This is a genomic window from Ammoniphilus resinae (assembly GCF_017873965.1).
GTDB lineage: Bacteria > Bacillota > Bacilli > Aneurinibacillales > RAOX-1 > Ammoniphilus_A > Ammoniphilus_A resinae.
On record NZ_JAGGKT010000024.1, the window covers coordinates 25,715 to 48,186 of the forward strand.

The window sequence follows — 22,472 nt, forward strand, 5'->3', positions numbered from 1 at the left end:
AGGTGACTTATCCTGACAAGTCCAATTTCAAATATACCCGCTCATTTAAAACGTTATGTTGTGAATCAACATTATGAAAAGTACTCACCTATTAATCAAGCCGTATGGCGTTATGTGATGAGGCAAAATTATTACTTCCTAAAGGATGCGGCCCATCCATACTATGTAGATGGATTGCGAAAGTCTGGCATCAAGATTGAATCGATCCCTAAGATAGAAGAAATGAATGCCTGTTTACAACCTTTCGGATGGGGAGCGGTATCCATTGATGGCTTCATTCCCGGGGTTGTTTTTTTTGATTTTCAGTCCCATGGTATTCTCCCCATTGCTGCAGAAATCCGCCAGTTAGAGCATATCGAATACACACCCGCCCCGGACATTATCCACGAAGCAGCCGGGCATGCCCCCATCTTATGCCACCCCCAGTATGCAAACTACGTAAAAATCTTTGGAGAAATAGGCCGGAAGGCTATTGCCACGAAAGAAGAGCATGAAGTGTTTGAAGCTGTACGTACTCTTTCAGCATTAATGGAGAGCAGTAACGCAACAGAAGAGGATATCCAAAAGGCAAAAGAGGATTTAGCAGCAAAACAAAAAGCAGTGACAGAAGTATCTGAGGCTGAACAAATCTCGCGTCTTTATTGGTGGACGGTAGAGTACGGGTTAATCGGAGATTTGCAGCACCCAAAGATTTACGGCGCAGGATTGCTTTCCTCTGTCGGCGAAAGTGCTCATAGCTTAACAGACCAAGTGAAAAAAATCCCCTTTGATTTAGAAACCGCCATTCAGACCGGATTTGATATCACCCAGATGCAGCCCCAATTGTTTGTATGCCAAAGCTTCGAACAGTTAATTTCGGCAGTACAAGAATTTTCGACGAGAATGGCATTTTCCGTCGGTGGAACTGAAAGCCTTTTCAAGGCATTGAGATCATCGAACATTGTGCATGTAACTTATAGTTCTGGATTACAAGCGACAGGAATCGTTTCAAAGGTCCTTTGTGATGATCAAGGAGAGGCGATCTGTTTTCAAACGGATGGCATGACAGCCTTTTCCTATGGGAATCAGCAGCTTGATGGACATTACAAGGAAGCACATCCCGAGGGGATTATAGCTCCGATTGGAAATTTGCAGGGGATGAGTAAACCTATCGAACAATTTAAAGATGATGAACGGAATGAATGGAACATAGCTCCGGATCAAACTTGTCAGCTAGTGTTCGAAGGCGGCCTAGCTATTCGAGGAAAGATCCAACAGATCATTCAGAGAAACGGAAAGATCATTCTTATAAACTTCCATGGGGCTGATATTAGCTATCAAGGTGAGATCCTTAGGGATGTGGATTCTGGTCCTTATACAATGCCAGTTGGAGCCTCTGTAATTTCCGTTGCGGCAGGTGCAGCGGACCCGGAAAGTTATTATTCGGAAGAAGTACCCTCACCATTACAATCAGAATCCATTTCCCAGAGAGAGTGGAGCCCCTTAGAAAAACTGTATGCTGATGTGAGAGCGATTCGGGAGAAAAACAAAGAAAATATGGATCGACTATTAAATGTGGTCCAAGAGTTGGATTCTTCGTTCCCAGGGGATTGGCTGCTGCGGTTAGAGATACTTGAGATAATAGTGGGCCTGAGAGGGAAATGGGCGTCGGTAGAGAAAAAGCTACTACTTCAGCTGGAACAGTTGAAACAAAAGGGCCCAGAGATGACGCGATTGATTACGAATGGACTTAAGTTGATTAGAGGATAGTAGCAATTGGGCTACTGAATGAATGCAGGCAGGACATCCGCTAATAGGCTTTCCGCCTAACAAAAAACGCTTGGATTCTCCCCAAGCGTTTTTCTTAACCTAATCTATTTAACCACAGGACCAGCCTGGGCGATTTCTTTAGCTACTCCGCTAAACTTGCTGAAGTTTCTTTGGAAGCGAGAAGCTAGATCTATGGCTGTCCGGTCGTATTCTTCCTTATCATTCCAAGTATTTCTCGGAGTAAGCACTTCACTCGGAACACCTGGGACTTCTTTTGGAATCTGTAAGCCAAAGATCGAGTCTGTCGTATAGTCCACTTCATCCAATGCGCCGTTAATTGCAGCAGTTACCATTGCACGGGTATAGGACAGATTCATACGTTTTCCTACTCCATATACTCCACCAGACCATCCTGTGTTCACCAAGTATACTTTCGCTTGATGATCGGTGATCTTTTCACCCAACATTTCTGCGTAGACACTTGGGTTCAGCGGCAAGAATGGTGAACCAAAGCAGGTTGAGAAGGTTGCTTCAGGTTCGGTTACCCCGCGTTCTGTTCCGGCAAGCTTGCTTGTATAACCGGAAAGGAAATGGTACATAGCCTGTTCCTTGGTCAACTTGGAAATTGGAGGGAGCACGCCGAATGCATCAGCGGTTAGAAACACAATCACTTTCGGATGTCCTGCTACACCTGGAATCACTGCTCCTGGGATAAAATCGACAGGATAAGCAACACGGGTATTTTCGGTTAATTCAGCGCTGTCATAGTCCGCTTTTCGGGAATCATCAATAACAACATTTTCCAAAACAGAGCCAAATCGAATGGCATTCCAGATTTGAGGTTCTTTTTCTTCTGAGAGGTTGATACATTTGGCATAACAACCACCTTCAATATTAAAGACCCCTTCTTCAGACCATCCATGCTCATCATCGCCAATTAGACCGCGGTTAGGGTCAGTAGATAAAGTGGTTTTTCCAGTACCGGAAAGCCCGAAGAATAAAGCCACATCGCCCTTTTCACCAACGTTTGCCGAACAGTGCATGGAAAGAACACCGGATTCAGGCAAAATGTAATTCATCACACTAAAGATTGATTTCTTCATTTCACCTGCATATTTTGTCCCGCCTATTAAGACGACTTTTCTTTCGAAACTGACTATAATAAATGTTTCTGAGTTGGTTCCGTGAACCTCAGGCTTCGCTTCAAATCCCGGTACAGTGATGACGGTAAATTCCGGCTGAAGATTTTCAAGTTCATTGGTATTAGGTCTTACAAATAATTGGCGTACAAAAAGATTATGCCAAGCGTATTCATTAATAATCCGAATCGGAAGCCGATATTCTGTTGCAGCACCGGCAAATCCGTCAAATACGTAAAGCTCTTTCTGTTCCAAATAGGCTAGAACATCTTCATATAATTTATCAAATTTACTAATATCCATTGGTTGATTGACAGGACCCCAAGCTATCTTGCCTTGTACGGATGGTTCATTTACAATAAACTTATCCTTGGGTGAACGTCCTGTATACTTCCCCGTTTCGGCACTTAATGCCCCCTTATCCGTAAGAATTGCTTCCCCACGGTTTACAGATGCCTCCACCAATTGAGGGACGGAAAGATTATAATGAATCTTGTCTGTTGACAAAATATCTTTTAAATCCATCTTTACTTTCGTATCCATTCAGCCGGCCTCCCAAAATAATTTGCTTTCTATAATCTTAATAAGGCTGTTTATGTCAATTAGTATAACACATTAACCGAATTAGTCCATATTAAATTATAATCTTTTCCGAAGATATTGTGACTAATTGAAAAAAAAGGTGCCAATGCACCTCTTTTTACAAATATAGCCTATTTAGTCCCGATTGCCTTCTTTGGGGTCTTTCTTATCTTTTTCTTTTTTGTCGTTATTTTGCTCTCTATTATTTTTTCCATTCCCCTTGTTGGGATTCGATTGATCCTTCTGATTTTCAACACGATGATCAGCATGGCTCTTTCCATGCTGATCATCGTTCGGTTTATTTACTTTATCTTTTTCCGAGTCTTTTCGGTCATCCCAGGATTTATCATTGGAAGGGGAGTCTTTTGACTTGTCCTGTGAAGCCTTGCCTTTTTCGTCCCTATCGTTCCATCTCAAATTCCCTTGGAACTTTTCTTTTTCCTCTTTTCGTAGTTCTTCAAGTTTTTCTTTGATCTTTTCTTTAAGCTCTTCTCTTTCCTCTTTTCGAAGTTCCTTGAGCTTTTCTTCGATCTGTTCTTTAAGTTTTTCTCTTTCCTCTTTTTGCCCTACTTTCATTTTTTCTTTCAATAACTTATCTTGAACTTTGTCGGCCTTTTTCTCCGTTATTTCTTCCTTCTTCTTCCCATTTGAATGCTCAGGAGCTTTTCCTTGATTGGAGTGAATCACCTTGATTCCAGGTACAGGCGTCTCAAACTTCACTTTCCCCTCTTTAATTTCTTTCTCCTGAATCGTAACTCCTTGCTTTTCAGCCTGTTTCACCATCATATAGGAACCAGTAGGGACCTGTTTTTCCTTAGCTTCCTTCGCCCAATCTTCTTTACCTTCTACAATAACAACAGTGAGATCCTGGTCAACTTGCTCATCTATGTCACCCAGCATTGTTTTCCATTTCTCATCTAGGTTTTCCGGTTCATCTTTATAAAAGGTTGTCGTGATAATGACTTGTTTTTCCTCGTTCATCATCCCATTGTCTTCAGCCGAATCAATAATCGCTACAGTAACTATACTTAAAGCTTTATCCTTCCATTGGATCGACTGCAACAGGATCTTTCCGTCCGGATTCAAGGAATGGGCATCAATGACAAGCGACTGTTCATCAACCTCTAATTCAATACTTGGGTTAATGTCAATTGTCACCGCAGCGTAGGCCTGTGAGCCCCCAAAAAATGGAAAACTTATCAATAAAAGCAGTAGGCAGGCAGCAACCATCGAGCCCGTTCGTAGTGTGAAAGGTTTCCACTTTCTTTTTGTATTAAAGCTACTCACGGTAGTCGGTCGAAAAAAAACTTCTTCCCCCACAATGTGTGAAGCCTCGAAGGGGATTTTACAAAATTCTCCATCTGGAGTTAATACTACCGTCCATTTTTTTTGTGATTCTATAATAACTCCTTTTTTCAAGATGGCTGCACCACCCTTTCTGTTTCTACCTGTAAATAGCTGTGAAGATATTGATAATCCTCCAAAAGAAGAATGATAATGGCGACAATATAATTCCGATTTCTCTCAACTGTTTTTCGACTTACCGAAACCTCGGCCATCAGATCCTTCATAGGCAACTTCCGTTTCTCCATAAAGAGCTGACATAATCTGCTATTGTTCACCACTGTCCGAGCTACCTCCATGGCATTTTGCCTTGCATCCACATGTTTTGGGGAAATGTCTGGCAGTTCCATAAGGTCTATTTTAAATTCTTTTAATTTTTCTTTGTAGTGGTTTATCTCTTCTCTTCGCAAACTTGCATCATAATCTAGCTGATATTGTTGAATGGAGACCTGTGTTTCAATCGCTGTTTGATCTGTTTCCTCCTCACCATCTCCAGTATGTTCAAAGGAAAGTTGGCCTCGATGTTTAGCCTCTTTTCGTATAAAATCAATCACACGTCTGCGAATAACCAAATCTGCAAATGACAAAAAAGAGCTTCCTTTACCGAACGTATACTTCGATATGGCTTCATCGAAAGCTTCCATGGCCACACTAAATTCATCATCCTTCGAAGGGTCAATGAATCTTTTGCATACCTTTGAGGTGACTTGGGATATAAACGGTATATAGTTCTTTATTAAATCATTGCGAACGTCCAAGTCCCCTTGTTGAGCCAAGGTCACATCTTTTTCAAGTTCGACCCTTGCTGAAGGGAAATGTGAAGAACGCTTTCCTAGGAAGCGGCTTAACATGTTTTCACCTCGCAATACACTTTTCGTAAGCTATTTCTTCCTTATGACGCTTTTCTGATCCCTAAAAAATAAAACCGATCCATTTTTTCGGCGGATCGGTTTTGAATTCCAATCTTCCTATGTATCACAGGAAACTTAGGATTTCTAAATGGAATTCTTTATCGTTGCTTTTGACTTTTCCATTTGCTTAATCGTTCGCTCAATTTATTAAGACGAACCTTTAATATTTCTTCCCACTCTTTATCCTTAATGTGTTTGGCAACGAGCAATAAATCCAACGCATTATCAATTTGTTGCTTGAATACTTCATCTATTCTGCCTTCATCAATAACGGCGCAGTTTTCGAAAATTTGCGCCAAAGACTCGTTGTTGATATATTCCTTGAAATCAACTTCCGGTGTATCATCAGCTTGAGCATATTCAGAAAGAATTTCGTATTCTTCCTGAATCTTTGGATGAACATCAATTCGGTTACAGACTGGGCAATGCAGGATGGGAACGTTATTAATATATGTTCTGTGATTACGCAAGCTTCCTAAAGCCCCTATCATACTAGCACCACAGCAAAAGCTCATCGTCTCTCCCTACCTTTCAGCAACGGTGTCACATCTGACGTGTACGGCCGAAACTTTAGTCATTTATATTCTATTTTAATAGGGAGTATTCCTCTTTCCTAGGCATAAATTTTGGGTTGAATGGCATAAAAAGAGAAAAGGCTGGTGCTTAGCACCAGCCGTGGCCATCTTGGCCATCACAGTCAACATATTGACCAGGGGGTTTTAGATCAGCATTTTCCAAGCGGAAAATCTTTTGATCATCAACGACAAATCCATCATCCATCTGGACACAGGAGGCATCAAAAGGAACATACCCAATGGGGACACCGTTATAAGTTAACATCATCGTGTTATCCTTTAACTCTCCACGGATTCTCCCTGTAATATCGATGCGAGCATCTGACATGGGTAAAATCATCTCCTTAGGAAGAGGTTACGTTTAGTCTTCCTTAACGAGATTTTCGTATTCATCAGCTGACAGCAATGAGTCAACCTGTGACGGATCATCCATCTCCACAACAATCATCCATCCCTGCTCATAGGGTGCGCTGTTCACCAATTCTGGGGAGTCCTCTAATTCACTATTTACTTCCACGACTTTTCCGGAAACTGGGGCATAAAGTTCTGAAACAGTTTTAACAGATTCTACACTGCCAAAAGAATTGTCTTGTACGATTTCATCCCCTACAGAAGGAAGTTCAACAAAAACAATATCTCCTAATTCGGACTGAGCAAAATCAGAAATACCAATATGCGCCTTGTTTCCTTCCACACGAACCCACTCATGTTCCTTACTGTACTTTAAACTGGATGGTAAATTCACAGAGGCATCCTCCTTTATATGTATGATCGAGATTATTTTACCACAATCCTTCTTAGGAAGGAAAAATTATGCAGAAATTTCAATTTTGTATCCTGTAAACTTCTTAATATTAAGAACCCCTTGTTCAAAGATTAAATATTGTCCTTTAATTCCAATCAGTCGATCAGCAATCTCAGGCTGTTTATCCAAATTATACGTTTTTATTTTTTCTGTGGATTCCAAAATGGGATACACAAATTCAGCCCACTCTTCTTCCTTTAGTAAATATGGCTTAAATTCTTCTGGAAAATAGGAATAAACTTCCTCACGTAAACCCAAAAGATCAACTTGCTCCACTTCACCTTTTAGCATCTTACGCCAATTTGTTTTATCAGGCAAATGCTCTGCTAACGCTACTTCTAGCTCTCCTGCTTTTTTGCGGTTTGGCAACTCAGCAATTGGAATTGCCTGGATGGCCCCCTGATCCACCCAACGCTTCCATTGATTATGTTTTCTTGTGAGCCCAACCTTCACTCCGCTGCTGACGGCTAAATACACATAATGTGGAATCATACAATATTCATCGCCGAACCCAGGATCACGGCAAGTGCCCAAATGATAGTGGCATTCATGCGGTTTGACAATGCAGAGGTCCGTCTCCGGTAGAGAAATGACACATGGATAGCAATACCCCGTATTATAAGTTTTCTTAATTCGCCTTCCACAATTGGTGCACTGCATTTCTCCTAGAAAACGAAGATGAACGGTTTTCCCCAGCCATTCATTAAGTGTTGCTGATTGTTCTCCCAATGGGAGATGATATACAACTGGATTTACATAGGTATGACTAAGCCCTTTCAGGAATCCGGTATACATTCTTTCCTCTCCTTTATAACCTTATCTTTAGTGGGCAAGAACTTTCCCCAAAAATTCTTTTGTTCTATCATTTTTCGGATGACTAAACAATTCTTCCGGTGTTCCTTCTTCTTGAATGATTCCTTTGTCCATAAAAACGACCCTGTCCGCAACCTCACGAGCAAAACCCATTTCATGGGTAACCACAACCATTGTCATCCCCTCTTTGGCGAGGTCTTTCATTACGGCTAAAACCTCACCGACTAGTTCTGGGTCAAGTGCCGAAGTCGGTTCATCAAACAGGATAATTTTTGGATTCATGGCCAAAGCCCGGGCAATCGCTACACGCTGCATTTGACCCCCGGAAAGTTTTTCCGGATATACGTCCGCTTTATCTTTCAAACCAACCTTAGCTAACAGATTTAATGCTTTTTCTTTTGCTTCCTCCTCAGTAACCTTCAACACTTTCATCGGCGCCAACATGACGTTTTGAATGACTGTTTTGTGCGGGAACAGATTAAAACGTTGGAAAACCATCCCTACCTCTGTCCGAACTTTATTGATATCCACCTTGGGATCAACCAAATCGTGTCCATTAATAATGACATGTCCACTTGTAATCTCCTCCAAGGCATTCAAGCAGCGTAAAAATGTACTTTTCCCTGATCCTGATGGACCAATGACACAAACCACTTCCCCTTCGGAAACAGTATAGTTAATCCCTTTGAGAACTTCCAAATTTCCATAATATTTATGAAGGTCCTTAACCTGGATAATCAAACTTCAGTCACCCTTTCGAAACACTCTATAATTTTATTAAACCATATTTGGTTATGGAATGCATATTTAGAGACATTGTTATTTAAGCTGTGTCTTATAGCTATAGTTTGCTACAAATCCAGCAACAAAAAATGCTCCTAGTAGTATTGTAAACAAATAAAACAGGCTGTTAGGATGGATATACTGAATCCCCAAACCCGCCAGCCAAGGTCCGCTCATACTTCCCAAACTAAACAATAAAGAAGCTAAAACATTTGCAGTGGGAAGAAAGGAAGGTGGCATAATGTCTGCTACATAGGCTAGCCCTAATGAGAAAAAGGAACCCGTACAACAACCACTAATGACAAATAAAATGGTCATTAAAAAAACCCGTTGACCAACCCATGGTACAAGGAAAAAACTGATGGCCGCAATTCCCGCCGTCATCATCAGAACCTTTTTACGTCCTATTCGGTCACTTAAAATACCCAAGGGTAGTTGTGTTAATAACGCCCCCCCAAAAAAGGCAAAGAGGACGATAGAAAGATCCGTTTCATGCAGGCCAATGCGAAGTGTATAAATTGGAACGATGCCATTCAATACTGCCTCCAGGTACCCATACAAAAAGGCAGGGATTAAGGCATACCATCCCAGGCGAAACGTTTTCCCATAAGAGGCCTTTTCACCATTTTCATAGGTCGTGGGGAATTCGTTGGATAACTTGCTAACCAATAAAAGGGCAACAAAGTAAAACAGGGCTACCAGCAAAAACGGAATCCATATTCCATATTGTAATAAATTTACCCCGAAAGGTCCGATGCTAAATCCAGCCCCATAGGAAAATCCATAAATCGATATTCGTCGCCCTCTTTCTTGTGGGGGACAAGACGAGGTAATCCACAGCTGTGTCGCATAATGAATCGAACTATCCCCAACCCCGATCAACATACGTAGAAAAAACCACCAGGTAAATTGAAGCCATAAAGGAATAAGTAAGGAAGAAAGCAAAACAATGGCGATTCCGCACACGATTAGAGGTTTATAGCCAAATCTTCTAGCGGGTTTCTCGATAAATAAGGAAGTGATAAACATTCCAATATACAGGGCTGAAGCATTCCATCCATTCATCGAAGAAGGGACATCCGCTTTTTCAAGCAGGATCGAGAGTAATGGCAGGGTTAACCCTTGGCTCATCCCCGCAATCCCGATCGCCAAGATCAATATGGGAAATCGGTAGGTTTTCATACGCTTGTTTCTCCTCAACAAAAAAGATAGCCCCCACCCGTCTTGGCTAGGCTATCTTTATTTTTACCTTAAATTTTAAAGGGATTAAACCGCGCTTACCATCATGATAATACTTAGAGCGGTTAGATGAATCAACGAGTAAAAAAACATTTGCTTGGCCCATTTTAAATCGTCCTTAACGAAAAATCCTTTGATTGCAAGAGCCAACCATCCAAGACCAAGAAGCGCTGCAGAAACGTAGTAGAAGATTCCTACCACTCCTGCTCCATATAAAAATAAGGAGACTGGAAGTAAGGCGGCTGTCCACAAAAGCATTTGCCTTTTCGTTTCTAAGTTCCCTTTTACAACAGGAAGCATTTGATAGCCAGCTGTTTGATAGTCCTTCGCTTTCATCATAGCCAGGGCAAGAAAATGCGGAATCTGCCACAAAAAAAGGAATGCGAATAACACCCACGCACCGTGTTCTAAATTGCCCGTCACTGCCGCCCAACCAATCATTGGAGGAACAGCCCCAGATATCGCACCCACAACGGTATTGAGATGTGTTGTTCTCTTCATCCAAGCCGTATAGACAACCACGTAAACAAAAGCCCCGATCAATCCAAGCAAACCGGCAAGGGCATTTGCTCCTAAGCTTAATAAGGTAATTCCAGCAATCATTAGCGCCATTCCGTAAGATAAGGCAAATTTAGCCGACATTCTCCCCGCAGCCACTGGTCGTCTTTTTGTCCGGGCCATCTTAATATCCAAATCCCGGTCCAAATAGTTATTTAAAACACAAGAACCTCCCATGACAAGTGTGCTTCCTAAGACCGTAACAAGCAATAACCACACACTAAAGGAATCTTTCCATTCTGAAGCGAGCCAAAAGCCTGCTAAAACAACCAACAAATTGGATAGAACAATCCCCGGCTTTGTAACCTGAACAAAGTCTCTCCAAGTTAAGGACTGCGTTGTAATCGCTGAGTCCTCTTCTGTGGTGTTATATGTAACCGACGTTTCCATATCAAAACTCCTCCGTTCTTCCTATTCAAGCACCTTTTTAAGGTGATCATATTTCTTACCATAGTCAACATATTAATTCTATTTTTATCGGATTCGAGTGTCAAGGAACGTTCCGTGAACATTTGCTAAAATAGCAGATGATTTAAACCACAATCTTCTTGACTCTCTTTTGTTTTTATTCCATAATTATATATTAATGAATAAGTATAAAACCCCTTAGGGATAAAATAAAGCTATGAAAGGAAACCAGTAAGAACCATGCGCGAATAGAGAGGGATGGCCCAGGCTGCAAGCCATCTGCGTTATGCCTTATTGGCCCCACCCTTGAGCTTCCAGACAAAAACTGGACGGGGAGCACCCTGTTATCAATGTGAAGTGGGCATTTATTGCCAATAAAGGTGGTACCGCGGAAGAACCCTTTCGTCCTTTACAAGGATGAAAGGGTTCTTTTATTTTGTTAAATAGCAATAAGGAGCATATCAACATGAACCTGTATGATTTAGATAAAAAAAAGTTTAGGATTGTCGTCAAAATTGGAAGTAGCTCTTTAACGGAAGAAGAGGGCGGCCTTTCCCAGAATAAATTGTTGGACCACGTATCCGCTTTGGCTTTTCTTCGCGACCAAGGGCATGAAGTTCTTTTAGTCTCATCTGGTGCAGTAGCCGCAGGATTCACTTCTTTAGGTTTTCACAGCCGGCCTACTACAATAGAGATGAAGCAAGCCTCAGCAGCTGTAGGGCAAGGATTGCTGATCCAATCCTATTCGCAATTATTTTCTAATTTTGGTTATACAGTAGCACAAATTTTGTTAACCAAAAGGGATTTTTCCCAGCGAAAGCTTTATATTAATGCCCATAACACGATGTCCGCTCTTCTACAGAAAGGAGTGATTCCGATCATTAACGAGAATGATACAATTTCTGTGGATGAGCTAACCTTCGGCGACAATGATATGCTTTCCGCTCTTGTAGCTGGATTTTTGCACGCCGATTTACTGATCATTCTCACGGATACGGATGGGTTGTATGATTCAAACCCACGTACAAATCCCCAGGCAAAGAAACTTGCACACGTTTCAAAGATCACACCTGAAATCGAGCAGATGGCCTCAGGTGCAGGAAGTAAAGTTGGGACCGGGGGAATGCGTTCCAAGGTATTGGCAGCCAAAACCGCCTTGTCATTTGGCGTGAAGGTTTTCGTGGGTTGTGGGTTGGGTGAAGATAAACTGGATCAAATTATCATGGGTAGAGGGCAAGGCACCTACTTTGGTTCAGAAAATTTGTCTTCCATGAGAAACAAAAAACAGTGGATTGCTTTTCACGCAGATGTAGAAGGAAGCGTCATTGTGGATCAAGGAGCAAGACACGCTTTACTTGAGCAGGGAAAAAGTTTACTCCCATCTGGTGTTACGGCCATTCATGGGGAATTTAACAAAGGGGACGTTGTAGAAGTCCTGACCGCTGATGGGGAATTGATTGGCAAGGGGGTTGTGAATTACCCCTCTAACGCCATCCAATTAATAAAAGGAAGCTCCTCAGATTATGCAATGTCTGTTACAGGATCCGTGAAGCCCGAAGTGATCCATAGGGATGAATGGGTATCTTATGAATGGAGGGATTTAACATGAATGAATTGATTACTAAAGGAAAATCTGCAAAAAAGGCAGCAAAGGAATTGGCAAAACTGTCTACGGAACAAAAAAATCAAGTTCTGTCAGCAATGGCTGACAAACTAATTAGCCAAACAGGCTTTCTTCTCCAAGAGAATGAAAAAGATATGGAAGCGGGTAGGAAACATGGCACTCCTACTGCCATTCTTGATCGTTTAGCCCTAAATCCACAAAGGATTCTAGATATGGCCGAAGGAATCAGGCAGATTATTGAACTAACAGATCCCATCGGTGAAACAATAGAGAGCTTCTCTCGTCCAAATGGCTTACAAATAGAGAAAGTCCGAGTTCCCCTTGGTGTCGTTGGGATTATCTATGAAGCGAGACCAAATGTAACAGTTGATGCTGCTGCACTCTGTCTCAAAACAGGGAATGCCGCTTTTCTACGGGGAAGTTCCTCTGCCATTCATTCCAACATGGCGATTACCAGGCTCATACAGAGTGTCCTAGAAAATCATCAACTCCCAGTGGGATGCGTACAGTTGCTTGAGGATACCTCACGGGAAACATCCGATCAAATGCTTCGTTTAAACGAGTATCTTGATGTTTTAATCCCACGCGGCGGTGCTGGATTAATCTCTCACGTCGTGCAGAATGCGTCCGTACCTGTCCTGGAAACCGGAGCTGGAAATTGTCATGTATATATCGATGACAAAGCCGATCTGGATAAAGCGATTCGCATCACAATCAATGCCAAGACACAGCGCCCTTCCGTTTGTAATACAATCGAAACCCTCTTGATTCATCAAGACTGGGCAAATCGTCATCTGAAGGAGATTGTTTCCGCATTAGAAGAGCACAAGGTACAAATTAAGGCATCTGAAAAGGCTAGAACACAACTTCCTCATTTGGCAGCAGCGACGGAAGAAGACTGGGCAACAGAATTTTTGGACTTGATTATTGCCTTGAGAGTCGTGAAAAATCTTGATGAGGCGATTGAACATATTGAACAATACGGCAGCGGACATTCAGAATGTATCATTACCGAGAACCAAGTAGCAGCCCAAAGATTTTTGCGTGAAATTGATGCGGCCGCCGTCTATCATAACGCTTCTACTCGTTTTACAGACGGATTTGAATTTGGCTTTGGTGCGGAAATAGGAATTAGCACACAAAAACTGCATGCTCGCGGGCCTATGGGACTAACAGCTTTAACTTCCTATAAATATTTATTGCATGGACAGGGGCAAATACGCGGGTAGAGGTGACAGAAAATGTATTTAAGAGATAAAAAAATATGCTTTATTGGTGCTGGTTCAATGGCTGAAGCCATCCTCGCGGGGATGTTTAATCAAAAGATCATAACTCCACGTAATGTAAGCATTACGAATCGAGCGAACCGTTTTCGTCTGAACGAACTTTTCACCAAATTTGGTGTTGTTGCCGATGCGGATTACAGAGAGCAGTCCATTCAGGAAGCAGATATTCTAATATTGGCGATGAAGCCTAAGGATGTAGGGAGTGCTTTAAGTGAATTAAAGCATTTAACTAATCCGAGGCAATTGATTGTTTCCGTTGTGGCAGGTATTACAACAGATTTCATCACAAATATCCTTGGTCATTCTGCCCCAGTTATTCGTACCATGCCAAATACGTCTGCAACAATCGGATTATCTGCAACAGCCATTTCAAGTGGGATCACGGCTACGGACGAGCACATTCTAATAGCGAAGGAAATTTTTGAATCGATTGGCTCTGTCGTCATTGTCGAGGAAAATCAGTTGGATGCAGTGACAGGGGTCTCAGGAAGTGGTCCTGCTTATATTTATCTCCTGGTTGAGGCCATGCAGAAGGGGGCTGTCCAAGCTGGATTACCGGCAGGGATGTCTCGCGAGCTGATTTTGCAAACCATTATTGGGGCAGCGGAAATGCTGAAAGAAACAGGCGAAGATCCAGCTGTTTTGCGGGAAAAAGTAACCTCACCAGGTGGAACCACCCAGGCCGGGCTCGAAGTGCTACGTTCTCTTGGGTTCGAGCAGGCCTTAGTAGCCTGTATTTTGCGGGCAACAGAAAGATCGAAGGAATTAGGAGCCATTCTCTCCGAATCTAAAACATAAGGTGGAACAATCGGTGGAAATTTACGCACTATACGGTCCAAGTGGAACAGGCAAGAGTACGAGTGCTTTAGCCCTCGCCCATCGTTTCAAAATATCGGCCATTATCGATGATGGTATTTTGATTTTTCAAGGGAGGAAGGTTGCCGGACAGTCTGCCAAATATGAGAAAACAACCATTCAGGCAGTTAAACGAGCAATCTTTCTGGATGAGAGTCATCGTAAAGAGGTTATACAAGCATTAAAGGAAAATCCCATAGAACGTTTGTTGATTCTTGGAACCTCCCAGAAGATGATTAAACGGATCCAGGATGCTTTGGAGTTGCCTACGATTGAACATTTTGTTCATATCTCAGACATTCGCTCTTCGTCAGAAATCAAGGCGGCTTTGTTCGAACGCGAAACCAAAGGACGTCATGCTATTCCGATCCCTCGCCTGCAGGTTGAGCAAGACTTTATAAGCCGTTTAATCTCCAGGGTGGAAAAGATTATTCTTTCCTCCAAGAAAGAGGAATATGGGGAAACAACAATAGTACATCCTCAATTTCATGCGGGTCAAATCCATGTTTCTGAGGCTGTTCTGAAAAAGTTAGTGCTGAAAAGCTGCAGGGATCTTCCCTTTGTTCATGAGATTAGCAAAATCAAAGTAGAGATGTCCGCAGAGCCAGTTATTACTTTGCATTTAAGCTTAAAACTTGCATCTGGCGAAAGTATTCAAAATCTTTCTCATCAAATTCAAAAGAGTATTTATCAGGAATTTCTTGAACATCTGAATCTTGAAGTCGGTGAAATCGACCTCTTGATTACAACAGTGCAGTGGAAAATGCAAAGTCCCGTCACCTCGTGACAGGACTTTTTTTCTTCCATCTTTCTTCTGTCATACCACCACTCCTAATTGGGAAAACCATCTATAGTGAAGCCGTTCGGCTTCAGAATATCTTCTTATGAAGGAGGGCTATGATGCAAACAATGATGCAAAGTAATCAACAACAACAACCCATTATGATGACACCACCTGAGGTTGTGACTACCAAAGACATTCTCTATTTGAAAGATGCCATGTCCTGGGCATTGCTCGCAGCCAAAAAATGCTCCCATTTCTCCGGGGAAATCGGGTGCAACCAGTCCAAACAATTGATTGACCAAATCGGGCAAATGCACCAGCGGCACTATAACATGCTTCTAAAACATTGCCAGACGAATAACATGCAGCAGATGGCGCAAATTCCTCAACAATAAAGGAGGTATCTATAGATGCAGCAGAATCAAAACCCAAATACCATCAAGAATCCCAAGCCTGCAAATGAACCTCAGGTGAAGGGTCCACAAATGAACGATCGCGACTACCTAAACGATATTCTTGCAACACAGAAATATATGACAGACAGCTTTAATACCGCTGTACGTGAAGCAAGTCATCAATCTTTACACCAGGACCTGCTTACAATTTTGATGGAAAACCATCAGGCACAAAGGGATCTTTTCAATTTAATGTTCCAAAAAGGCTGGTACAAGTTGGAGGCAGAACAGCAACAAAAGCTAGACCAAGCCTACCAGCAGTTTAGTAATTATTCCACACAGTTTCCGTACCCGTTACAATAAGAGAATTTGTTCACTTTACCTTTTCTATGCCGTATGTGGTGAAGAGTGCCCTCTGGGCACTCCTCTTAATGTGACTGTTGGTTTAGCTCGCTCTGATGTTCCCTTATTTTCCCCTTATTTTCTTCATTCAGGCGCTGGATTTCTTCGAAAATTTCCCGAATTTGTTTTTTTGCATCCTGGTGATCTTCCACTGAATTCCAGTGTTTTACAAGTGGCGGCATTACCTTTAAAATATGATTATACATACACCAAATTTTGACCATCTCCACTCGCTCTTCGGTTGCTTCTCCAGTCAGGAGCTCGGTAAATTTAGAGATTAAATGATCAAATTCGGGTATTAAACTCTTATCGGATTTCATGTTTTGCACTCCATTCTACAAATTTCACTTAACCAACATAACAATAGAACTAATACTATTCTTCCAAGTAACTTCAGCTTTGTCAATGCGAATATTGAAATCCAACTAAATTCACTTATATAATAGACAAAAAAGGATCGAGGATATTGAAATGGAAAAGCGCTTTAGTGAAATGACCAAAGAAGAACTTGAACAAGCTTTAATCAAATTCAAAGAGGGGGCTATGAAAAAACATCAAGCTGGATTTTTTTCAGAGGCCGCCATTCTAGAACAGAAGTTTTACACCGCTAAATCTTATTTAATGAACCCAGAGGATTTCTACCCGGAAACGGCATACACTGTGATCGGGTATGAACAACCCTTTAAAATCACCTATCTAAATGGAATTATGGCATGGGGCGTCTTTAAAGACCAGGAAGAAGAAGTCGCTTTTCCCATCTCCCGGCTTCAAGCGGTAGAATAGTCAGGTTTCAAGACATTCGTGCGCAACCAATTGTGCTGAAAAAAATCCTCCACCGTGGTGAAGGATTTTTTCCATTATTTCTATGCTCTTTCTTTAACAGTTGGCAATATTTTAGCCAAATTAACCGTTCGCTTCGTTTCCCAAGTTTCCGGATTGTTCTCGTCAAACTGCTCAAGATAATGAATGACTTCCCGGGTGATCGGAGTTGGTGTAGATGCCCCTGAAGTAACGGCGACATTTTTCCTGCCGATCAGCCATTCCTTTTTGATTTCCGTAACATCTCCTACACGGTGGGCCTCGGTATGCGCAATATCTTCAGATACCTGCGCCAGCCGGTTAGAGTTATTGCTTTTTGGATCCCCTACCACAATTAACAAATCTGCGCTTTTTGCCTGATTGGCTACTGCTTCTTGACGGAGCTGTGTGGCGAGACATATTTCATTATGAACTTCAGCATGTGGATATTTTTCTTTGCATTTATCCATCACATGCTTAATATCCCATTGGCTCATAGTTGTCTGGTTAGTGATAATCAATTTTTCATTCGTTAAATTTAGATTTTCAATGTCAGCGACACTTTCGATTAGATGGACTTTATCTGGGGCATTCCCCATGGCTCCTTCAGGCTCTGGGTGTCCTTTTTTTCCAATGTAGATTACATCGTAGCCTTCTGTAACCTTTTCCTTAATCAAATCATGTGTTCTCGTAACATCCGGGCAAGTTGCATCCAATACGGTTAACCCTTTGTCTCGGGCACTTTGTTTGACTTGTGGGGATACTCCATGCGCTGTAAAAATGACGGTACCATGTTCGATTTGTTCCAGCATAGTCAACCGATCGGGACCATCGATAGTAATGATTCCTTCTTTCTCAAAAGCCTCAACGATATGGCTGTTATGAACGATCATTCCTAAAATATAAATTGGACGCGGATAATTTGGATTATTTGCAGCATGCTGAGCTAGAACCATCGCATCCACAACGCCGTAGCAATATCCGCGGGGACTTAATTTTATGACTTCCATTATTTTTCCCTCCCATGTTTTGTCCGTTAACAATCCACCCGCACTCATTATACCCTAACAGATAGAATTCAGCACAAAAAAAATCGCCCCCAATGGGGACGACTTCAAATGGTTAGTGCAAGTCCTGTACATAACAGGAAAACTAAAAATGCAACGGTGGAAAATGCCAGTCCGAAAACATTGCCTTGTCTTTTCGTCTGTACAATACCGTAGGCAGTGACTAAAGTAAGTAGAACCAAAATTAAAAGCATCACCATTACAATCACACTCCTATCTCAATATGTAGATACATGAACCCTAAACACACATATCTATTTTAATGACTTTATCTCAAAGAGTAAACCATTTTTATTTTTTACTCTTTCCAAAAATATACGAGTTATGCCTCATCTTCCTGTAATTCCTTACCGAAAGGGAATTCCACGTAGTGGTTATCTCCTTTCGTCACCACAGCTTGGCCGCTCGTTAAATCAGTCATCCACTCAACAAAAGTGGAATCCTTGCCTTTGGGGACTAAAACATGGACTGTTACAGCATCAGTATAGGCAATTTCTTCGAGGATAACCTCCTGCTGGGAGCGAAGCGCATTTTCTACTTTTCCTAGAAAAGTATAATCAATTCGAATGCTAAGCCGATCATGAAGTACTCGCTCCACGACCTGTCCCGCCCGCAAAGCTGCAGATGCCCCTTTTCCATATGCGCGGATCAGTCCACCTGCCCCCAGCTTGATGCCCCCGAAGTACCTGGTAACAACCACGACACAGTCTTTTACGTGATTTTTTTTAAGTACTTCGAGGATTGGCTTTCCTGCGGTTCCACTCGGCTCCCCATCATCATCAGCCTTCTGGATGTGGTCTGTTTCGCCAATCAGATAAGCGGAGCAGTTATGCGTGGCATCCCAATGTTTTTTCTTGATGCCAGCAATAAAGGATTGCGCCATTTCTTCTGTTTCCGCCCGCTCAACATAACAGATGAATCTGGATCGATTGATCTCAATTTCCGTTTCCCCATAGCCTTTTATCGTCAAGTAACGATCTAGCACATCCGTCACCTCCTATTTCCCTCATTATAACAAATCTCTTTGGATTCTTTTAGGAATAGAAAGGATTTATGTATTCAAGAGTGCCTGCAATTCTTTTAAGGTCTCCTCAAATCCCTTTAATGCCTGCTTAACAACGCGCGGTGAAGTCATATCAATCCCGGCATCCTTCAATACCTCGATGGGATCCTTCGAATCACCGGCAGATAAAAATTTCTTGATATAGTCGTTCACCGCCGGCTCCCCATCATCAATGATCCTTTGGGCAAATGCATTCGCTGCGGCGAAGCCTGTCGCATACTGATATACATAGTAATTTCGATAAAAATGTGGGATTCGCGCCCAACCAAGTGAGGCAAAATGGTCAACTAGAAGACTTTCTCCATAATATTTCCGCATCAGATCGCCATAGATGGTACTGAGAGTGTCTGCAGTTAAAGCTTCTCCTTGTTCTGCCTTAACATGAATGGCTTTCTCAAATTCCGCGAACATGGTTTGTAGAAACAAGGTCCCCATATAATCCTCTAAGCGTTGATTCAAAATGGAGATTTTTTCTTCCTTTGTCTTTGCCTGCCGATACATTTCTCTGAACAATAAGGCCTCATTCGTTGTCGAAGCCACCTCTGCCGTAAAGATTGGATAACTTGCATACAGATAATCCTGGCTTCGGTTAGAGAAGTAAGAATGACCGGCATGGCCTAATTCGTGGGCGATTGTAAAAATATCGTCCATATCCCCTTGATAGTTCAAAAGGATGTATGGATGACTGTCATAAGCCCCCCACTGATAGGCCCCTGTCCTTTTCCCTTTTGTATAATAGACATCCATCCATCTTTCCTGAAAAGCTCGACCTAATAGCTGAGAATATTCCTCTCCAAGGACTGCCAAACCGTTTTTCACCATCTCAGTGGCTTTATCATAGGGTATATACGTTGTGTTTTCCGTTTGATTAAATCCCCTATATAGGTCATACAAATGCATTTCTTTCAATCCTGCAGCTTCCTTTTTCAGAGTGATATACTGATGAAGAAGAGGTAATTGCTTATGGATTGTTGAAATCAAATTATCATAGACAGAACTTGGAATATTGTTCGCTTCCAGGCTTGCATCTAAGGATGAAGGATATTTTCTCACATCAGAATAAAAGATGTTTTTCTTCACTTCAGATTGCAATATCTGGGCAAATGTATCTTTGAACTGGTCCACTGTCTTGTAGTAAGCATCATAGGCTTTTTTTCGAACTTCCCGATTATTGCTTTTTATATAGCTGCCATAATTGGCTGGCGTTAGTTTGACTTCTTTACCTGTCTCATCCTTTATCGTAGGGTAGATCATATCTTTCGTCAGCATCCCAAAAATACTTTCCGGTGCATTTGCAATGGAGCTGCTTTTAGCCAGTACCTGCTCCATCTCTTTAGGAAGGGTATGCTCCCTGTCACGAATTTGGACGCTAATCCAACGTTGGTATTTTTCCATCTCCGGTTGCTTCATAAATTGCTGCAGCTTTTCCCCCGGAATTTGCAAAAGCTCAGGGATAAAAAAGGATATTTTTTCCCCTACCTTCATGGACAAGTCATCTACCTGATTCGACATTGCCTGGTAGTCCGGGTTGGATTTATTCGTATCAAGAGAGAGCTTTGCATAAGCATACACTTTTTCAAAGGTGCGATTTAAAGCTGTATAAATTTCTAAGGATTTCTTCAGGTGTTCTGCACCTTGACCTAGTTTCCCTGCCTGGTTTCCCAGCTGTGCTGCCAATTTCTCAACTTTTCGAATGTCCTCTTCCCAAGTCTTCTTGTCTTCATAAAGATCTTTCATTTGCCATTTGTACTGCTCAGGTATCTGTCCACGACTTTCATAGTGCGGCCTCTTTGCTTCACCGTTTTCTTTTCCAAAGCCTGAAGTTGTTATGAAGGTTGTTAAACAGATTGAAACGAGAAGCATCATGAAGATTTTACCTTTATTCTGCAAAACATGGTCCTCCTTCTATTTTTATGGTTGTTAGCTTGGATTTGGAATTTACGTGATATATAATAAGAAAAGACATTTTCGAAATGCAAGGAAAGGGGAATCACCATGTCTCAAACGCTACCACCTAAAACCTGTTCCATCGAACGTATGGTTACAATGGATCAGGATGTACAACTCGTCCTAGAAGGTAAGAAAACAGCCACTCGCCGTAATGGACGTTATGCCGATCCTGGCGAAGTGATGGAGCTTGATGGTCGTAAATTTGAAGTGACTAAAGTTTATCAGCAATCTCTTGGAGAAATGACTGATGAAGATGCCCAAAAAGAGGGGTATACTTCAATGGAAGATTATAAAAATTATATTTTGTCACTCCATCCAGGAATGCCGTTTTTACCGCACATGACCGTTTGGGTTCATGAATTTAATGAAGTGAAATAAAAGTAGAGCTATTGCTCTACTTTTTGTTTTTGTACCTCATATTCCCGATTCCCTTCTTCCTTCTCCATTCTAATATGTACGGTTGTCTGCCATTTTAATACAGAATGAAAAAAGGTTTCCCCATCACATTGGAGAAACCTAAACATATCTAATCCAATTGCTTTTTCAGTTTTTCCAGAAAGTCATGAAGAATCCTCGCTGTAATCCCCCAAATCACTTTGTCCCTGTAACGGTAAAAATACTCTGGAATTTGCGCTTTTCTCCATTTGTAGTACTTACCATTGGGAATTAAATCAAACGGAAAATCCTCTGGAGGCTTCATTTCAATTGGCACAAGATGTAAATCAGGTTGATTGTCGACCAGAAATTCAAGCGGCACCGTAAACAATTCTGCTACCTCATCCGGATCGGGATGGAGTGGGGTTCCTTCTTTTAAAAGGGACAAATAAGGATAAATAATCGTATGTGGGGTGACAAACACATCTAATTGGCCGATGATTTCCAGATCATTGGCACTTACCCCAAGCTCCTCACAGGTTTCACGAATCGCAGCGGCTTCTTCATTGAGATCTTCCTCTTCGATTCGCCCACCCGGAAAACAGATTTCACCCGGTTGATGCCTTAATTTGTGACCTCTTACTTCAAACAATACAGACAGTCCATCATTTTCCTTGATTAAAGAAAGCATCACGGAAGCCCTTCGAACGTCACCCTGTCCTAGAATACGAGGTGTTCGATTTTTATAGACGGCTTCAATTTCCCTCAGCATAAAAAACACCCCTTCACCCAGATTCTTCCTCTATCATACCCTTTTCTGGGAAAAGCTTCAATTGATCGGTGTATGGAGCGTGATCGAATATGGTCGGCGAAATAGTTACAATGAACGAAACCGACTACCACAATGTTTTACGTAGGTTGAATTTGGAAATGACTGAGATAGTTTAAAAACCCAGCAAAACCAAAA

Annotated in this window: 25 protein-coding genes; 9 read left to right on the forward strand and 16 right to left on the reverse strand. The window is 41.8% G+C overall.

Annotated features, from left to right (window positions below):
• Positions 1 to 12 precede the first annotated feature (12 nt).
• Positions 13 to 1,749 carry an aromatic amino acid hydroxylase gene (locus tag J2Z37_RS22760; protein WP_245204148.1) on the forward strand — a complete coding sequence of 579 codons (1,737 nt, stop codon included), beginning with the start codon at positions 13 to 15 and terminating at the stop codon, positions 1,747 to 1,749.
• A gap of 104 nt (positions 1,750 to 1,853) precedes the next feature.
• Here J2Z37_RS22760 and pckA read toward each other — a convergent pair whose 3' ends face one another.
• The 10 genes from pckA to cyoE form a co-directional block, all read right to left on the reverse strand.
• Positions 1,854 to 3,431 (reverse strand): phosphoenolpyruvate carboxykinase (ATP), encoded by a 1,578-nt coding sequence (pckA, locus tag J2Z37_RS22765; RefSeq protein WP_209812626.1) that lies wholly within the window; start codon positions 3,429 to 3,431, stop codon positions 1,854 to 1,856.
• A 174-nt stretch (positions 3,432 to 3,605) separates the two neighbouring features.
• Positions 3,606 to 4,889: an anti-sigma factor domain-containing protein gene (locus tag J2Z37_RS22770; RefSeq protein WP_209812627.1), complete on the reverse strand. Its 1,284-nt coding sequence runs from the start codon at positions 4,887 to 4,889 to the stop codon at positions 3,606 to 3,608.
• A complete protein-coding gene (gene sigI, locus J2Z37_RS22775) occupies positions 4,886 to 5,665 on the reverse strand; it encodes an RNA polymerase sigma-I factor (RefSeq protein WP_209812628.1) in 780 nt (259 codons plus the stop codon). Before sigI ends, J2Z37_RS22770 begins: the two co-directional genes overlap by 4 nt.
• Positions 5,666 to 5,823: 158 nt before the next feature.
• The gene (locus J2Z37_RS22780) at positions 5,824 to 6,240 is read right to left on the reverse strand and encodes a hypothetical protein (RefSeq protein WP_209812629.1); all 417 of its coding nucleotides are present in this window, start codon (positions 6,238 to 6,240) and stop codon (positions 5,824 to 5,826) included.
• Positions 6,241 to 6,388: 148 nt separating this feature from the next.
• On the reverse strand, positions 6,389 to 6,628 hold the full coding sequence (locus tag J2Z37_RS22785) for a DUF2553 family protein (protein WP_209812630.1): 240 nt from the start codon (positions 6,626 to 6,628) through the stop codon (positions 6,389 to 6,391).
• Between the two features lie 33 nt (positions 6,629 to 6,661).
• Positions 6,662 to 7,045 carry a glycine cleavage system protein GcvH gene (gene gcvH, locus J2Z37_RS22790; RefSeq protein WP_209812631.1) on the reverse strand — a complete coding sequence of 128 codons (384 nt, stop codon included), beginning with the start codon at positions 7,043 to 7,045 and terminating at the stop codon, positions 6,662 to 6,664.
• A 66-nt stretch (positions 7,046 to 7,111) separates the two neighbouring features.
• Positions 7,112 to 7,900 (reverse strand): DUF2797 domain-containing protein, encoded by a 789-nt coding sequence (locus J2Z37_RS22795; RefSeq protein ID WP_209812632.1) that lies wholly within the window; start codon positions 7,898 to 7,900, stop codon positions 7,112 to 7,114.
• A gap of 27 nt (positions 7,901 to 7,927) precedes the next feature.
• Positions 7,928 to 8,659 (reverse strand): amino acid ABC transporter ATP-binding protein, encoded by a 732-nt coding sequence (locus J2Z37_RS22800; protein WP_245204145.1) that lies wholly within the window; start codon positions 8,657 to 8,659, stop codon positions 7,928 to 7,930.
• A gap of 78 nt (positions 8,660 to 8,737) precedes the next feature.
• The gene (locus tag J2Z37_RS22805; protein ID WP_209812633.1) at positions 8,738 to 9,883 is read right to left on the reverse strand and encodes an MFS transporter; all 1,146 of its coding nucleotides are present in this window, start codon (positions 9,881 to 9,883) and stop codon (positions 8,738 to 8,740) included.
• Positions 9,884 to 9,967: 84 nt separating this feature from the next.
• Entirely contained in the window at positions 9,968 to 10,888 is a 921-nt protein-coding gene (gene cyoE, locus J2Z37_RS22810; RefSeq protein WP_209812634.1) for a heme o synthase, read from the reverse strand.
• Between the two features lie 484 nt (positions 10,889 to 11,372).
• On the opposite strand from cyoE, the gene proB reads away from it, so the two are divergent.
• The 6 genes from proB to J2Z37_RS22840 all read left to right on the forward strand — a co-directional run bounded on the left by proB (position 11,373) and on the right by J2Z37_RS22840 (position 16,213).
• Complete coding sequence (gene proB / locus J2Z37_RS22815) at positions 11,373 to 12,515, forward strand: glutamate 5-kinase (protein ID WP_209812635.1); 1,143 nt, start codon at positions 11,373 to 11,375, stop codon at positions 12,513 to 12,515.
• Positions 12,512 to 13,759, forward strand: a complete 1,248-nt coding sequence (locus J2Z37_RS22820) for a glutamate-5-semialdehyde dehydrogenase (RefSeq protein WP_209812636.1) — start codon at positions 12,512 to 12,514, stop codon at positions 13,757 to 13,759. The genes proB and J2Z37_RS22820 overlap by 4 nt, the downstream gene beginning before the upstream one ends.
• Positions 13,760 to 13,771: 12 nt before the next feature.
• Complete coding sequence (gene proC / locus J2Z37_RS22825; RefSeq protein ID WP_209812637.1) at positions 13,772 to 14,614, forward strand: pyrroline-5-carboxylate reductase; 843 nt, start codon at positions 13,772 to 13,774, stop codon at positions 14,612 to 14,614.
• A 13-nt stretch (positions 14,615 to 14,627) separates the two neighbouring features.
• Positions 14,628 to 15,458 (forward strand): AAA family ATPase, encoded by an 831-nt coding sequence (locus J2Z37_RS22830; RefSeq protein ID WP_209812638.1) that lies wholly within the window; start codon positions 14,628 to 14,630, stop codon positions 15,456 to 15,458.
• A 113-nt stretch (positions 15,459 to 15,571) separates the two neighbouring features.
• Positions 15,572 to 15,850, forward strand: coding sequence for a hypothetical protein (locus tag J2Z37_RS22835; protein WP_342453871.1), 279 nt, complete (start codon positions 15,572 to 15,574; stop codon positions 15,848 to 15,850).
• A gap of 15 nt (positions 15,851 to 15,865) precedes the next feature.
• Positions 15,866 to 16,213, forward strand: coding sequence for a spore coat protein (locus J2Z37_RS22840; protein ID WP_209812640.1), 348 nt, complete (start codon positions 15,866 to 15,868; stop codon positions 16,211 to 16,213).
• Between the two features lie 65 nt (positions 16,214 to 16,278).
• Here J2Z37_RS22840 and J2Z37_RS22845 read toward each other — a convergent pair whose 3' ends face one another.
• Positions 16,279 to 16,572, reverse strand: a complete 294-nt coding sequence (locus J2Z37_RS22845; RefSeq protein WP_209812641.1) for a DUF2573 family protein — start codon at positions 16,570 to 16,572, stop codon at positions 16,279 to 16,281.
• Positions 16,573 to 16,723: 151 nt separating this feature from the next.
• On the opposite strand from J2Z37_RS22845, the gene J2Z37_RS22850 reads away from it, so the two are divergent.
• Positions 16,724 to 17,035 (forward strand): DUF1811 family protein, encoded by a 312-nt coding sequence (locus tag J2Z37_RS22850; protein ID WP_209812642.1) that lies wholly within the window; start codon positions 16,724 to 16,726, stop codon positions 17,033 to 17,035.
• A gap of 80 nt (positions 17,036 to 17,115) precedes the next feature.
• On the opposite strand, the gene J2Z37_RS22855 is transcribed toward J2Z37_RS22850, so the two are convergent.
• From J2Z37_RS22855 to pepF, 4 genes are all read right to left on the reverse strand, one after another.
• On the reverse strand, positions 17,116 to 18,060 hold the full coding sequence (locus J2Z37_RS22855) for a 4-hydroxy-3-methylbut-2-enyl diphosphate reductase (RefSeq protein ID WP_209812643.1): 945 nt from the start codon (positions 18,058 to 18,060) through the stop codon (positions 17,116 to 17,118).
• A 104-nt stretch (positions 18,061 to 18,164) separates the two neighbouring features.
• Complete coding sequence (locus tag J2Z37_RS22860; protein WP_209812644.1) at positions 18,165 to 18,317, reverse strand: DUF2759 family protein; 153 nt, start codon at positions 18,315 to 18,317, stop codon at positions 18,165 to 18,167.
• A gap of 122 nt (positions 18,318 to 18,439) precedes the next feature.
• Positions 18,440 to 19,102, reverse strand: a complete 663-nt coding sequence (locus J2Z37_RS22865; protein ID WP_209812645.1) for a YigZ family protein — start codon at positions 19,100 to 19,102, stop codon at positions 18,440 to 18,442.
• Between the two features lie 66 nt (positions 19,103 to 19,168).
• The gene (gene pepF, locus J2Z37_RS22870; RefSeq protein WP_209812646.1) at positions 19,169 to 21,070 is read right to left on the reverse strand and encodes an oligoendopeptidase F; all 1,902 of its coding nucleotides are present in this window, start codon (positions 21,068 to 21,070) and stop codon (positions 19,169 to 19,171) included.
• Positions 21,071 to 21,175: 105 nt separating this feature from the next.
• On the opposite strand from pepF, the gene J2Z37_RS22875 reads away from it, so the two are divergent.
• On the forward strand, positions 21,176 to 21,508 hold the full coding sequence (locus J2Z37_RS22875) for an ASCH domain-containing protein (protein WP_209812647.1): 333 nt from the start codon (positions 21,176 to 21,178) through the stop codon (positions 21,506 to 21,508).
• Positions 21,509 to 21,656: 148 nt separating this feature from the next.
• On the opposite strand, the gene J2Z37_RS22880 is transcribed toward J2Z37_RS22875, so the two are convergent.
• The gene (locus J2Z37_RS22880; protein ID WP_209812648.1) at positions 21,657 to 22,277 is read right to left on the reverse strand and encodes an NUDIX hydrolase; all 621 of its coding nucleotides are present in this window, start codon (positions 22,275 to 22,277) and stop codon (positions 21,657 to 21,659) included.
• Between the last annotated feature and the right edge of the window lie 195 nt (positions 22,278 to 22,472).